The sequence below is a fragment of the Paenibacillus sp. RUD330 genome (genome assembly GCF_002243345.2).
Classification (GTDB): domain Bacteria; phylum Bacillota; class Bacilli; order Paenibacillales; family Paenibacillaceae; genus Paenibacillus_O.
Map to the genome: position 1 here is coordinate 5,402,983 of NZ_CP022655.2, position 14,607 is coordinate 5,417,589.

A 14,607-nucleotide genomic window follows, 5' to 3' on the forward strand; every position below is an offset into this window, starting at 1 on the left:
TGCGCCTCCAGCCATCGGCGATGGCTGGAGGCGCACTCTTTTTGTGTTCTCGTTCCGGATTTAGTTCAGGAAGCCTTCCTTGAAAACGGCCAGCAGATGCTCCAGCGTAATAGGGTCGCTGTAGCTGGACTCCTCCGTCTTGATCGTGATGACCTGGTTTTTCTCGACCGCTGGAATGCTCTTCCACGTCTTGGTTTCGAAGATCGGGTTCTCGACTCCGGCCATCTGGCTGAGGACGATCCAATCGCCGGCATAATCCGGCACCTTTTCGCTCGAGAGGGTGTAGTAGCCGGGACCGAGGGCGTCTTTCTTGACGGATTCAGGCATGCCGGGTCCCATCGCCTGATACAGGATCTCCGTCCCGCGGGCCCAGTTGTTGCCGAAGGCATAGAAGCTCTTGGCGTCGTATTCAAGCACCGATACCGTCGCGCTCTCGCCGATCTTGGCCTTGATTTCCTTGCCGGCCTCGGCGGCGCGCGTCTTGAAGCTGTCGATCCATTCCTGGGCTTCCTTCTCCTTGTTCAGGAGCTTGCCGATCTCCAGCTGCTGGTTCAGGTAATCCAGCTTGCCCCAGGTGTAGACGACCGTAGGCGCGATTTCCTTGAGCTTGTCGATGTTTTTCGTCTGCGCTCCGGCCACGATGAGATCCGGCTTCAGCTCGATGATCTGCTCGAGGCTGTCCTCGGACACGACGGCGACTCCCTGCAGCTTGTCCTTGAACAGCGGATCTTTCCCCGTCCATTCATCGACGCCCACCATCTTGCCGTCCATCGCAAGGATGTTCGGCGCGTTCGTCAGGCCGACGATGCGCTGCGGGTTCGCCGGAACCTCCACCGGGCCGGTCTCGGACTCGTAGGTGATCGTCCCGGAAGCCCCATCGGGCCCAGGCGATGGCGCATTAGACGCGGCAGGAGCTTCGGAGGCGCCCGGCGTGCCGCCGCTGTTCGCAGCTGTATTGCCGTTGCTGCCGTTATTTTTGCTGCCGCAGGAGGCCAGCGCCACCGTCAGCAGCAGAAGGACTGGTATGAACATCCACTTTTTCATTGAAATACCCCTTTTTTGTCTAATCTTTTGATAATGATTATCAGTATCACCCTTTAAACTATAGAGGCAGATAGAAGGCTTGTCAATCGGGAACGTCTGCTTGTTGCGATTGCCGACCGCCGAAAAAAAAAGACCCCTTCTCCGGAATGGAGAGGGGTCTTGGTAGATCTTTACCAGTTGTTGCCCGAACCGCTTGCCGTAAAGCTCGAAGAGGTATTGACGAACTTGCCCGAAGGCGCACCGTTCACCGTGTTGTTCGTGAAGGTGGACGCGCCGGTCGCCGATCCCCTCACATAGAAGCCGTAAGTACCGGCGTTAGTGATCGTATTGGAAGCGTACGTCACGGATACGCCCGGAGCCGGCTCCTCGATGAAGACGCCGGAGTAGACGCTGTCCTGAATCGTATTGCCCGATACGGTGACCGTCAGGTTTTGGGCTTTGCCGCTGTTGCCGACCCAGTAAGCCCAGATGGCGCCGATCTGATAGCCGTAGTCCTTATGGTAGGAGCCCGCTCTCAGCAGCATGTTGTTCTGGACCGTCAGCGTGCCCGTCATGGACGGAGGGTTGAAGTTCGTGCCGAACGAGATGCCGGAGCCGTTCACGACGGTATCCGTCACCAGATTGCCGATGACCTTGTTGTCCTTGCCGCCGTAGATCGCGATGTTGTTCGCCAGCGTCGGAATCTGGACCGTGTTGTAGCTGAACGTGTTGTTCGTATCCAGATAGGTGTCCGACCACATCGCCATGCCGTCGTCGCCGCTATTGCGGATCGAGTTGTTGCTTACGGTCGTATTGCTCGTGCCGTAATGCAGGTTGATGCCGTCCGCCCAGACCTGGCGGATCCGGGAATTCGTGATCGCGCCGGCATTGGTCTGGTTCGTCAGCCACACTCCGACCTTGGCGTGCTCGATCCACAGATTGGAGATCGTCGAGTTCGTTCCGTTGCCCTCCACGCCGGTCACTCCGTTGTAATCGTCGCGGATGAGATCGTTCGCGCTGAGCTTGAAGTCCGACAGCGTGACGTTGCCGCCCCGCAGGTAGATGCCCGCATAGCTGCCGGAGAGGGTGGAATGCCAGACGCCGGCGCCCTTCATGGATACGCCGCTGTCCAGATACAGCCTCGTTCCGGTTCCGTTGTAGCCGGCTCCCTTGGTGCCGTTGTTCAGCGTGAAGGTTCCCGCCGGAATCCATACGCCCTTGTAGGCTCCGCCCGAGTTTTTGACCGCATTGACGGCATTGTTGATGGCCGTCGTATCGTCGGCTCCGTCATTCGCCACCGCGCCGTAGCTCGTGATGGACACATATCCCGCAGGCATCGACAAGGCGGCTGGGATGGCTTCCGTCTCGATCAGGTCGACCGTCACGCTCGCCGTCGAGGCGAAGTTCAGGTTGGAGGCGTTGCGCTGCAGCTTGATGACCGTGCCGGCCGGATACGATTTGTCCAGCTGGACCGACACCTCGTCATACATGTGATGCGGCGTGTTCGGAGCCGCATTCGGATTGTTGGACCAGCGGATCTCCCCGCCTTCCGTGCCGTAGGCTCCATAGATCCAGCTGTACTTGGACGTCAGGCCGACGTCCTTGATCAGCGTTCCGCCGGCATATAGGCTGATCGCGGAATCGATGCCCGTTCCGGCCGCGTTGTCCGGGATGGAGTAGCGGATCGTCAAGCCTTGGGCGGCTTTGTTCAGCGTGAACTGAACATACTGGCCGGCCGCGGTCAGCTTGACGGCTTTTCGTCCCGAGGCTTCCGAAGCGAGGTCGCCGAACGTGGTCGACGGTCCTACGATCGCGCCTGTGTAGGACGCGCTTTCCGCTTCATAGGCGTCATAAGGCATCGACGCTCCATACGAGCCCGGAGACGGCGTCGGTGTCGGCACCGGCGTAGGCGTCGGCACGACATAGGCGATGTCGATCTTGTCGAGGTTCACGTTTCCGGTATCGGTCGTATCGTACTTGTACATGATCGTGTTGCTGCCGGCATTCAGAGCGACGGTGTCGGTCTTGACCGCCCAGGCGTCCCAGCTCGAAGTCGCAGCTAGGGCGGTCTGCGCCGCCTTGGCGCCGTTCACGTAGATGCTCAAGGATTGGGCGGCCGTCGAGCCGTTGGCGTAACGCAGCGCAACGCTGTAATTGCCCGCAGTCGAAGCGCTCACGTTGAACCTTGCCGAAGCGCTGCCTTTGTTGGCATCGGTGAAGCCGCCGACAAAGCCGGTTCCGCTATAACCCGTGTGATCGCTCGCCACGGCCGCGCCTCCGGACAGCGTCGCCGTCTCGGCTTCATACGTTCCGGCCGGTGTCGGCGTCGGTGTCGGCGTCGCTGTCGGCGTTGGCGTCGCTGTCGGAGTAGCGGTCGGCGTCGGCGTCGCCGAGCCGGAGCCGTACACCTCGACTTCGCTCAGCTGGCCTCCCGTCGAGCCGGTATTGGCCGTAACGCTGACCCGCACATAGCGGGCCGAGGCTGCCGTGAAGGCGATCGCGGCCGTGTTGGAAGACGACGGCTCGAAGGCATACGCCTTGGAAGCCGCAAGCGTGACATAGGACGAGTTGTCGGAGCTGCCCTGCACGGAGAGCGTCTCGGTTCTCGCGCCCCAGGAAGGAGGAAGCTTGAGCACGACCTTGCCGATGCTTTGCGCGCTGCCCAGATCCACGGTCAGCGTGTTCGGATAGGAATTCGCCGCTCCTTCATAATAGGTCGCTGCATTTCCGTCCGTGGCATTGGATGCGGGGAAGCCGGAGAACGCATTGTTGGCCGCTGCCGCTTTGTTCAGAGCCAGATTGGCGCCCAGGGAAGCATCGACCGTAATATTGTCGATATTGACATTGCCCGTGTCTGCCGCGTCGAATTTGTAAGCGATCGCATTGCTGCCCGCATTCAGCGAGACGGTCTCGGTCTGGGTCGACCAAGTATTCCAGTCCGCCGTGCCGGCAAGCGGGATTTGCTTGATCTTGGCACCGTTGACATACAGGCTCATCGTCTGGCTGCCTCCGGAGCCGTTGGCATAACGGAGAACCGTCGTGTAGCCGCCTGCGGAGGAAGCGCTTACAGAAAAGGTGATGGAGGCATTGCCTTTATTGGCATCCGTCAATCCTCCGACAAAGCCGGTGCCGGTATATCCGGCATGGTCGGCCGCCTTCACGGCGCCGCCGGTCAGCACGGCGGACTCGGCCTCATACGTCTGCGGAGCGGCGGAAGCCCCCGGTGCAAAAGGAAGTTGAAGAGCCATCAAGGACAGCGCCAGGAACAGGGCCAGCAGCTTGCCCGTTTTTGCATTCGATCTCATGTTATTCATACCTCCGTATGATTTGATCTGAAGCGGAACTTGCTCAGCCCTCCTTCTCGTTCGGAATGAATGGCGGTCAGGCGCGCTTTCACCTCCCATTGTAGCCAGGCGCTCCCAGGCAGGCCACTACATGGATGACCTATAAAGCCATTTTTGTGACAACGCCGGAATGGAAAAAGCAAAAAAGCCCTTTCGCCCACAAGAAAGGGCCCCATGCTTCGTCTTTACCGGCGGCCTTGGAAGCTCTCTCTCGAAAGCACATGCATCCTCTCTCCGTTGCAGTCCTCATCGTCGCCGGCCAACCCTCCAAGCACATGGCTGAAGGCGAAGCCGAGCTTCTCCAGCACACGGAGCGACGCCGCGTTGCGGGGGTCGGCCTTGGCATGCAGCCGGTCCAGCCCGATGGCATCGAATCCGTAGGCGGCCAGCGCGGCAGCCGCTTCGCCCGCATACCCCCGGCCCCAGTCGCTGCGGCGGATCAGGTAATACAGCTCCTTGTCCGGGCGGCTGAAGTCAAGCTCCCCGATGCCGCACCAGCCGACCATTTCGCCGGACTCCTTGGCTAGGATGGGGAAAGAGTATTTGAAGGGCTCTTCAAAACCATCCCCGTAACTGTCCAGCAGCCACCGGAACAGCTCTTCATACTGCTCGAAAGACAGCACGTCCATATGCATGTACGTCAGCAGCTCTCCATCCTGCATCAGCTCGTAGGAATCCATCAAGTCGCTTTCCTTGTACGGCCGGATGATCAGGCGCTCCGTTTCCAGGCGCATCGCAGACAGACTGTCGTTCATTGTCGTTCATCTCCCAATCCCAAGTTTTCATGATCCAACAGCCTCGAGCAAGGAACCGGTATACAGTCCAGCGCCTTTCGAGGTTTAGCCTAACCTTACCGAGCGGCGGGCTTGGCGGCAAGGGACCGTTTCGTTATAACCGTCCATGAGGATTGGGCGCACTCCCGCAAAAAAACGGAAAGCCTCGGGCTTCCCGTTCTTTTGCTTCCTGCTGTGGCAGGTGTTCTCAACGTATCGCAATGTGGATGAGCGCTTCCGTGTCTCCCCCATCCCCTTGAGCAGCATACTGCTCAAAATCCCCGGTGAAGGTCCTTATCTCCGATGAGCTCTTGAAGTAGCTCCAAATCTCCGCCCACGCCTTCGGCACAACCTCATGCATCGGGCCTCGCTCCGTACGAAAAACAAGATACTTGCCGGCGGGCACGACAGCCCCGTCCGCTTCCTTCTCCGCAAGACTGCTGTCGGCCTCGCAGCCGACCAACGCCCTGTATGAGCCTGCAGCATCGGATTCATAATCGGTGTATAAAGCATAGATGCAACTCCGGCGGCTTTGTGCTTCCGATGCCAGTCCGCTGCTGAAAAACGCCTGCCACAGTCCAGGCAGCACGCCGTCCTGCCCTGCCTCCCTGGCATTCGTCGTCCTTGCGCTCACGCCTGCGAGCGTCAGCATAGGCCTTTCCGTCACATAGGTCTTCATCCGGCAACCGTCCTTCCGCTCTTGGTTTGATATCAGCATAGAGCAGAAAAGTGGACAGCTGTCGGTCCTATTTCGCGTACAGGCCGATTATTTTTCGCACCCGGAATACGAGCTCCTCCGCCACGAATTCCGGTTCGATCACCTTGACATGCTCTCCGTAGCTGAGCAGCATGCCATAGAACCACTCATCCACCGCAAGCCTCCCCGCCACTGTAACCCGGCCATCGGCATCGGGATGAACCAGATGGGAAGGAAAGGAGTCCTCGACCCTGTGACGCGCATCGGGATGGAATTCAAGGATCAGATCCGTTTCCTTATCCTTGGACCATTCCCGATCCCATTCGTACTTGTCGAGCAAGGGCAGCTCGCGACTGCGGAAATGCTCCGGCAGCAGCCGCAGCTCCCGAATACGGGACAGCCGGAACACCCTGATCTCATTTTCCAGCAAGCAGAAGGACCTCACATACCAGATGCCCGCCTTCATGATCAGATTGGCAGGCTCGATTACCCGCTCGCTCCCGCTTCCGTTGCGGTCCACATATTGGATCTCCACCTTGAGCATGCGGTCTGCCGCATGCCTCAGCATGAGCAGCTTCTCTCTGGCCTGACCGCTCTGCCCCCATGGATTGAAGTCGAACATGACTGCTTCCGAGGAGGAGGGACTGCGGCCGGATTTCCCGACAAGCGCCTTGACCTTGTCGAGCAGGACGGCAAGCATGCCGTCATCCAGCGCGGACTTCATCCCGTTCACAGCCGAAGCCAAAGCGCCGATCTCCTCGCGGGTCAGGAATTGGCGGTCCATGGTATAACCTTCCATAATCTCGAAGCCGCCCGATACGCCTTTGAACGTGACGATGGGAATGCCGGACAGGTTCAGACTGTCGATGTCGCGATAGATGGTCTTGGTTGAAACCTCGAACCGTTCGGCCAGCTCCTTGGCGCTGATCCGCCCCCGGTTCAGCAGCAGCACGGTGATGGCCAGAAGACGGTCGATCTTCATGGACGGGTGAGATACAGCGGCCCTAGCTCGACGGCCGAGCCGGCGGATCGGCGCAGCGCTTCCAGCACAACCTGGGCGTTGTAGCCGTCCGCGAAATCATAGACAACCGCAGCCTCGCCTCTCAGCGCCGCGATGACCTGCTTCAGCATCGGGAGCGGGCTCGCGATGCCGTCGGCATCGACCGCCTCAAGGCTGTCGGCGGAATTCCCGCTGTACAGATGCTGCCAGTTTTCCAAGGCGACGACGCCCTTGGAGCCATGGACGACCATCGAAACCCTCTCCTCGCCGGGCATGCCCGCGCTTCCGCTCAGGAGGACCGGAATTCCGTTGTCCAAGGCCAGTGTCGCTTCGGCCTTGTTCTCGGACAGCCCGCTGTCGGCCGGATAAGAGACCTCGCTGCTCAGCCGGGCGATGCGGCCGAAAACTTGCTGGATCATATGGATCCAATGAATGCCGACTTCCAGCAGAAATCCGCCCTGCTCCCGGGTCGCGACCCATCCGTTCTGCTGCCAGGCCCGCGGCCACTGCGGGAACTGCAGGAACAGTTCGATTCTCTCCACAGTGCCGGCCGCGCCCTCCTCCAGCAGCTCCTTGAGCTTGAGGACCGGGGGCTCCAGCGGGAACGAGAAATGCACGGCGTTCACGAGATCCGATCCCGCTGCCAGCTCCGCCATTTGGCGGGCTTCCTCCAGGCTGTTCGCAAGCGGCTTTTCGCAGAACACATGGATGTTCCTCTGCAAAGCGGCTGTCGCCACCTCATGATGCATGGCCGGCGGAACGGCGATGTACAGCAAGTCGATGCCGCCCTCATCCAGCATGATGCGGTAATCCGAATAAGTCCTTACCCCGCCTGCGCTGCCCAGGACGTTCTCGATCGCAGCCGCGTCAGGGTCGCATACCGCCGCCAGCTCGATATCTTCCGGAAACCCGGGAGCCTTCTGAACAATCATATTCCTTCCCATTACGCCCAGACCGATGACGGCCAACCTGATCTTTTTCATGCTCCGCTCCGTTTCTTCGTTCAAGAATTTAAGAATGACAATCCCGCCCAGGGTCTGCATCTGCCGACTGCCTATGGATAAACAAAATATACCACGGATTGCACGGCAAAAAAGAGAGGGAATGCGTTCCCTCTCTTCATCCAAGCCTATATCGGACAGCTTCAGCTCTTCAGAAACTCCGGATCCGCGAAGCTCGGGTTCGGATACTTGTAGAATCCTTCTCCCGTCGCGCGCCCCAGCTTGCCCTTGTCGATATACTCCGACTTCATGAGGTCGGCTGCCTTCCGATGCAGCTCGCTGCCGGTCGCCTGCGCCTTGGAGAGGCCGATGTTGTAAGCGGTGTTGATGCCTACGACATCCAGGATGGCGAACGGGCCGAGGGGAGCGCCCGTCGCGACCATCCACGTCTTGTCGATCGTTTCGACATCGGCGACTTCCTTCACGAGAAGCATCTGCGCCGCATCCAGCAGCGGAACGAGCAGCGAATTCAGAATATACCCGGGCTGCTCCTTGTGCAGCGGCAGGGCGACCATCCCGATCGCCTTGGCGAATGCCACCACTTGATCGAACACGGCCGGGTCGGTTCCCGGATGCTTCATGATTTCGGCCGTGTTGTTTTTCCAGATCTCGTTGGCGAAATGGAGGGCAAGAAATTGCGCCGGCCGGCCCGTCGCTTGGGCGAACTGGCTGGGCAGCAGCGTAGAGGAATTCGTGGCGAAGACGGTCTTCTCCGGCGCCGCTTGGCCCAGCTTCTCATAGAATTCCGTCTTGATCCGGACGACCTCGGGAATGGCTTCGATGACGAGGTCGGCATCGGCTGCCGCCTGGCTAAGGTCGCTGCTGAAGGAAAGCCGGTCGTAAGCCTGGTCCACCTGCTCGCTTGTCGCCCGGAGATCCTCCTTGTAGTTGGCTTTCAGCTTCGAGATTCGTTCCTTCGCTTTGGCCAAGGCTTCGTCATTGATGTCGTATACCGTGACCCGGAAACCTTTGAATGCCGCCTGAAAAGCGATCTGGCTGCCCAGGACGCCGCTGCCTGCCACCATAATCACATTGAAGTTCATCTTCGCTCTCCTTCTCCTTTTGGTTACCGTAAAGTTTCCCGTGTTCAGGAACAATCATACGACTCCTTACCCCGTTTCTTCCTTTTTTTAATATTCCCGCTATCATTTTCGACCTTGCCGTCCGACATTAGAACAGGGAACAGGCCTTGGACCCGCACTTCATCCCATTACCGGCATACAGCATCATAGAAGCGATAGGAGCCGCACCCGTCCACCATCATTCCAAGGAGGTCAAACAAGTGGTAAAAGGTACATTAGCCAAGTCGACGCTGCTGCTGGCGCTGGCCGTCAGCCTCGTCTCGGCGCCAGCCGTATCCGCGGCCGGAGGAATCACATTGAACGTAAACGACATGAAGGTGAAGTATGAAGTCGCTCCCATTCTCGTCAACAGCACGGTGCTCGTGGCGATGAAGGACATCAATCAAGCGCTGGGGGCCGATGTCGCATGGGACAGCAAGACCCAGACCGTAACCGCTGCCAAGGATGGCGTCACGGTGACTCTCGTTGTCGGGACCAAAAAAGCGACAGTCAGGAACGGCTCCTCTACGGAGCAAGTCGCGCTGGATGCCCCGGCTCAGATTAAAGAAGGCCGCGTTCTCCTCCCTATCCGCCTCTTCGCGGCAGCCTTCGGCGCGCAAATAGGCTGGGATCCGAAAAGCCAAACGGTCGAGCTCGTGTTCGCCAAAGGCGACGCGGGCGCTACCGGCGCCAAAGGCGACGCGGGCGCTCCTGGCGCCAAAGGCGACACGGGCGCTACCGGCGCCAAAGGCGACGCGGGCGCTCCTGGCGCCAAAGGCGACGCGGGCGCTACCGGCGCCAAAGGCGACACCGGCGCTACCGGCGCCAAAGGCGACACCGGCGCTACCGGCGCCAAAGGCGACGCGGGCGCTACCGGCGCCAAAGGCGACACCGGCGCTACCGGCGCCAAAGGCGACGCGGGCGCTACCGGCGCCAAAGGCGACGCGGGACCGGCAGGCGCTGCCGGCCAGCAAGGCCCGGTCGGACCGGAAGGGGCCGTCGGTCCCCAAGGCCCTGCAGGACCAGCCGGACCGGCCGGTTCCATCAGCGGTCTCGTTGCGTATGACCTCGCTGCCGCAGCGAATTATCCGATCAATCAGCTTGTCACCTATTCCGGAAGCACCTATATAACGACCACAGCCAGTCCGGTTGGAATTCCTGGCCTATCGCCCGACTATACCGTCATTGCCGCCAAAGGCGCCGATGGATCTGTCGGCAGCGGCATCGGCACGATAATTCCATTTGCTTCCGGCACCCCCGTATCGCTCACGACCATAATCGGCGGACTTTCAGGTGAAGGAGCGCTGCTCGGCTTCGGCAGCCATGCATCCGTACAACTCGGGCCCATCATTGATCTGACGGGAGGTGCGGGCGTCAATCTCAATTACGGATTCCTGGTTCCCGAATCCGGAACGATCACTTCGATCAGTGGATACTTCAGCTCGACGAATGCATTGGCTCTCATTGGAAGCACCGTGAGCATCACGGCTCAGCTCTATGTATCGCCAAACCCCAACAACCAATTCACGCCGGTCGGCGCCAGTGTGCCGCTGAGCCCTCCCCTCACGGGAATCATCCCTGTCGGCAACATATCGTATGGCATCAGCAGCGGACTGAACGTGCAGGTCAGAGCGGGCTCGCGGCTGCTTCTGGTTTTCTCGGCCACCGCGGCAGGGCTGACCTTGAACAATACGATCGGAGGGTATGCGAGCGCGAGCGTGCAAATCAAATGACCCCCTTCCCTGACTCATGGACTTGACGGCTTCCGGAATCTCCGCCCAAGCCGCCACTCCTACGATAGCCCAGTCAAACATTTCCTGTCTGGAGCCCGATCCCTGTGGTCCAACAGCCGGCCGGAGCCTCTTGGCCGCTGGGTATCGTGGAAGGGATCGTACCGGCCTGTCCCCGCTCAATAGCCTGCCGGCGGTTCCCGTTGAACGCAAAAAAGAAGAGAGGCCGAAGCCTCTCTTCTTTTTTGCGCGCTCATGGAATGAGAGCGCTGGCTGGCAGCCGACGAAGTCCGCCTATTTCACCGCATAAATCCCTTCCTTGTAGGCCATCGTGTATACCATGCCCTCCTCCGTCAGGATAGCACTGGCGATATTGTCCGAGGCTACCCGGACTTGAGCTCCGTTGGAATCGATCCGATAGATGCCGGGCTCGTAACCGCCGGACAGATAGTAGACGCCGGCCGGGCCCGCATAATACGTGCTGACGGGCTGAGCCGCCAGCTTCGTTTCCTTGCCGGAGGCAAGATCGTACCGGAACAGCTCTCCGGGGTCGTAGTCGCTGCCGGCCGGATTGACCTTGTAATAAATGGCTCCGGCGACGAATTGGACCTGTGCCGCCTTTCGACTGACCAGCGTCTTGGCGCCGCTCCCGTCCATCCCGGCGGACATCACATGACCGGTCTTGCCCTCGACGTAGTATATTCGGCCTCCGTCCATCCAGAATGATGCGGCCGGGCCTGTCAGCTTGGTCAGCGTCTGATCTCCCAAGCTGATTCTGTAGACGGAGCTCTCATCCGCCCCGTCGCTTTCCTTGTAGCCGAGCGCATACAGATAGCCGTCCCGGGCATACATGCTGCCGGCGCTCGAGTATCCGAGACCTTGCCCGTTGGACGTCCGGTTCATGAGGTAGGCATATCCAGGCTGCCCGAATGCCTCCTTCTTGCCGGTCTTCAGATCCACTCGGCTCAGATTGTCTTCCGGCTTGGCCATCGGATCGGATTCGGCCAAATACAGAGCCTCTCCCGATTTGACGTAGTGGATGATGCTGCGGGCGTCGGCGACTTTGGCGAGGGTCCCGTTATCCACCCGGTATAACGTCTCCGATCCTACCGTCAAGTCTCCTGTATGCAGGATGATGTACAGATCGCCATCCATCCTCTCGATGCCGGCAACCCAGCCATTCTCCGGCTTCCAAGAAGACAGCTTGGCAACGGCGGCCGCTTTTCCGGTTGCAAGGTCATACGCATGCAGCTCGGCCAGCTTATCAACGGCAGCTACATAATACAGCTTTTGCCCGATGACCTTCGCTTGATCGAATACCGGATTTCCGGCCAGCTCAATGGCGGCCTCTTTTTGACCGTCCGCTTGGCGGTACAGCTTCTCGACAGCTCCGCTGCCCGTATACAGGCGCTTGAAATAGTACGAGACATTGCCATGCCGGCCAAGAGGGACGGAATCGCCATAATTGATCGGCTTGCGGGAATCGGCCAGCTGCTCCTTGACCTTGCCGCCGGCCGCGAGACTCCCGGGATCCTGCCAATCCACGGCATCGTCTCCGATGAGAATAAGGCCGTCATGCCAATCGATCTTCTTGCCGATCGCTTCCGCCGCGCTTCGCAAAGGCAGCATGATCTGTCCGTTCACCTTCTGCGGCGCCGCATCCATGACGCGGACTTCGCCATTCACGGTCATCGAAGTGCTGTTTACGGTGAACTTGACCGTTCGTTTGAGCTTGCTGCTGTGGAGAACGACCTCATCCGGCTTCTGCTGCTGCCAATTGGCTTCCCAGCCCTGCTGAAGGTCCGCCTGAGTCGCGAGATAGCTCATCAGGCGAATCGGCACGAGGACGCGCCCCTTTTTCTGCGCCAGCTTGAAATCGCCGTAGATGTCCGTTTTCTGTCCGCGGATGAAAGCTTTGTTCTGATAGTCATAAGGAAAGACAATCATATTTCCGAACACTTCGGGCAATGGCTTGGCGGCTTCCGATGCCTGCGCCGGAAGGGCCGTAAGGCTCAGGCAGAGACTCGACGCCAGTAGAAGCGAGGCGGCTTTCTTCATGTAGGCTTCTCCTTATCGGTTCGTAATAGGAACGTCAATATAGACGCGCAAATCAGGAATATGTTTCCATTACCCGATAGGCTTTTGGCCAAGCGCCTTCCTCGCGTCTTTCATAGAATGAATGGACCTGAATCGAAATGGAGGGGCGAGACGTGGCCAAACCTGGAGTATCGATCGTGGCCTGCACGAACAGGCCCGAATTCATCCCGAACATTCTGAGCAATTACAAGCGGCAGCTCTATCCGAACAAGGAATTGATCCTCATCGTCAACAAGGACAAGGCCGATCTGAAGGCGATCCGGCGCCTAGCCTCCGCTCACCGCCATGTCCGCGTCTACTCTGTGCCCGAGAGAATATCGCTCGGCCAATGCTTGAACTGCGGCATCTCGCGGTCCAAGCATCCACTGATCGCCAAGCTTGACCACGATGATTACTATTCGCCTTATTATCTTCGGGAGCAGGTCAAGACGCTTGTCTCCAAAGGAAGCTCCGTCATCGGCAAGCATGCCTGCCTCGTCTATCTGGAGGAAGGCAGGCAGCTGGTCGTCCGCTCCCCCGAGGAGCAGCATAGATTCGTCGACTTTATCCAAGGGGGCACGATCTTGTTCCGGAGGAGCGTGCTGAAGCACGCGCGCTTCGACGATATTTCCTTGGGCGAGGATGTCCGGTTTTTAAGGAAATGCAGAAAGAGAGGCTGCACCGTCTATGCATCCTCCCCCTACAATTACGTGTACATCCGCAGAAAAAACAAGAGCACCCACACCTGGAAGGTCAACGACCGGTACTATCTGGCCAAAAGCCTTCCCATTGCGGTTACCGATGCCTATGCCGCCTACGCCAAGAAAAAAGCCTGACCGGCGCGGAGGACCGGCCGGCGATCCTGCAGCAGCAGGCCTCCGTCACCGGCCGCTCGCGGGTATGGTGAGCAGGAAGGTCGTGCCGACGCCCTTTTCGCTCTCGACTTCGACGACGCCCTTCACCTTGTCGATCGTGCTGTAGACCATGAGCATGCCAAGGCCGGTCCCTTCCGCCTTCGTCGAATAATACGGCTTGCCCAGGCGGGAGATCTCCTCCTTGGTCATTCCGATTCCCGTATCCCGGATGCTGATGACGATATGCTGCTTCCTCTCGGCGACATCGATGGAGAGGATGCCGCCTCCCGTCTCCTTCATCGCCTCGATTCCGTTTTTGTAGATATTGATCAAGCATTGCTGGATCTGATTCCGGTCATACCGGATTTGGAGGCTGTTGCTGAAGCTGAATTTCACCTCAACTTCATGGATCGAGGCATACGGCATGATGACATTTTTGGTGTATTCCAGCTCATCGATCATGTTGGAGAAGACCATGTTTTCCGACTGCGGCTTGGCGAACGACAGATAATCGCTGACGATCTTCTCCGCCCGGTTGAGCTCCTGCAATGAAAGGTCCACGAAATTCTTCTCTTCCGGCGTGATCGTCACCGATTTCTGCAGCATTTGCAGAAATCCGCTCGTTACGGTGAGCGGGTTCCGGATCTCATGCGAGACGCTTGCCGCCAGCTCGCTGACGACATTCAACCGTTCCGACTGGAGAATCCGCTCCCTGTTCTTGAAGTTGATCAGAATCTTCTCGATCAGAATCATGATCACGCTTGTCACTCCGACATAAGTCGTCAAGGCATTCCAGGAGAGGGTCCGGAACTGCCGATCGGATACGCCTAGAATCAGGCTCAGAGTCGCGAGGTAACATCCCATCGTCAGAAAGGCAATGGCGGCCGCCGCGACAACACGGCCCCGGGAATCCAATTTCAAGAACGTTTTGCTGTAGATAGGAATCAGGATGAAGACCCCGGTAGAGAACAGGAACGATTCCAGCATCCCTGGCCCTCCAACATAGAAGCGGCATGCATTCAGGATGATATACAGCGGGAATACATTC

General features: G+C 58.8%; 11 protein-coding genes. 2 read left to right on the forward strand and 9 right to left on the reverse strand.

Annotated features, from left to right (window positions below; translation table 11 throughout):
• Positions 1 to 60: 60 nt before the first annotated feature.
• From CIC07_RS24395 to CIC07_RS24425, 7 genes are all read right to left on the reverse strand, one after another.
• Positions 61 to 1,044, reverse strand: a complete 984-nt coding sequence (locus tag CIC07_RS24395) for an iron-hydroxamate ABC transporter substrate-binding protein (protein WP_094248286.1) — start codon at positions 1,042 to 1,044, stop codon at positions 61 to 63.
• 170 nt (positions 1,045 to 1,214) lie between these two features.
• Entirely contained in the window at positions 1,215 to 4,328 is a 3,114-nt protein-coding gene (locus CIC07_RS24400; protein ID WP_076357388.1) for a galactose-binding domain-containing protein, read from the reverse strand.
• A gap of 224 nt (positions 4,329 to 4,552) precedes the next feature.
• Positions 4,553 to 5,122 carry a GNAT family N-acetyltransferase gene (locus CIC07_RS24405; protein ID WP_076357386.1) on the reverse strand — a complete coding sequence of 190 codons (570 nt, stop codon included), beginning with the start codon at positions 5,120 to 5,122 and terminating at the stop codon, positions 4,553 to 4,555.
• Between the two features lie 226 nt (positions 5,123 to 5,348).
• Positions 5,349 to 5,819 carry a GyrI-like domain-containing protein gene (locus CIC07_RS24410; protein ID WP_076357384.1) on the reverse strand — a complete coding sequence of 157 codons (471 nt, stop codon included), beginning with the start codon at positions 5,817 to 5,819 and terminating at the stop codon, positions 5,349 to 5,351.
• 67 nt (positions 5,820 to 5,886) lie between these two features.
• A complete protein-coding gene (locus tag CIC07_RS24415) occupies positions 5,887 to 6,819 on the reverse strand; it encodes a helix-turn-helix transcriptional regulator (RefSeq protein WP_076357382.1) in 933 nt (310 codons plus the stop codon).
• Positions 6,816 to 7,820 (reverse strand): Gfo/Idh/MocA family protein, encoded by a 1,005-nt coding sequence (locus tag CIC07_RS24420; protein ID WP_076357999.1) that lies wholly within the window; start codon positions 7,818 to 7,820, stop codon positions 6,816 to 6,818. Before CIC07_RS24420 ends, CIC07_RS24415 begins: the two co-directional genes overlap by 4 nt.
• A gap of 161 nt (positions 7,821 to 7,981) precedes the next feature.
• A complete protein-coding gene (locus CIC07_RS24425) occupies positions 7,982 to 8,881 on the reverse strand; it encodes a 3-hydroxyacyl-CoA dehydrogenase (protein ID WP_076357380.1) in 900 nt (299 codons plus the stop codon).
• A 239-nt stretch (positions 8,882 to 9,120) separates the two neighbouring features.
• On the opposite strand from CIC07_RS24425, the gene CIC07_RS25735 reads away from it, so the two are divergent.
• Positions 9,121 to 10,632 carry an exosporium glycoprotein BclB-related protein gene (locus CIC07_RS25735; RefSeq protein WP_083688148.1) on the forward strand — a complete coding sequence of 504 codons (1,512 nt, stop codon included), beginning with the start codon at positions 9,121 to 9,123 and terminating at the stop codon, positions 10,630 to 10,632.
• 291 nt (positions 10,633 to 10,923) lie between these two features.
• Here the strand turns inward: CIC07_RS25735 and CIC07_RS24435 are convergent, their stop codons facing one another.
• On the reverse strand, positions 10,924 to 12,687 hold the full coding sequence (locus CIC07_RS24435; RefSeq protein WP_076357376.1) for a stalk domain-containing protein: 1,764 nt from the start codon (positions 12,685 to 12,687) through the stop codon (positions 10,924 to 10,926).
• A gap of 152 nt (positions 12,688 to 12,839) precedes the next feature.
• On the opposite strand from CIC07_RS24435, the gene CIC07_RS24440 reads away from it, so the two are divergent.
• Entirely contained in the window at positions 12,840 to 13,541 is a 702-nt protein-coding gene (locus tag CIC07_RS24440; protein ID WP_234992953.1) for a glycosyltransferase family 2 protein, read from the forward strand.
• 45 nt (positions 13,542 to 13,586) lie between these two features.
• Here CIC07_RS24440 and CIC07_RS24445 read toward each other — a convergent pair whose 3' ends face one another.
• The gene (locus tag CIC07_RS24445; RefSeq protein ID WP_481855876.1) at positions 13,587 to 14,546 is read right to left on the reverse strand and encodes an ATP-binding protein; all 960 of its coding nucleotides are present in this window, start codon (positions 14,544 to 14,546) and stop codon (positions 13,587 to 13,589) included.
• Between the last annotated feature and the right edge of the window lie 61 nt (positions 14,547 to 14,607).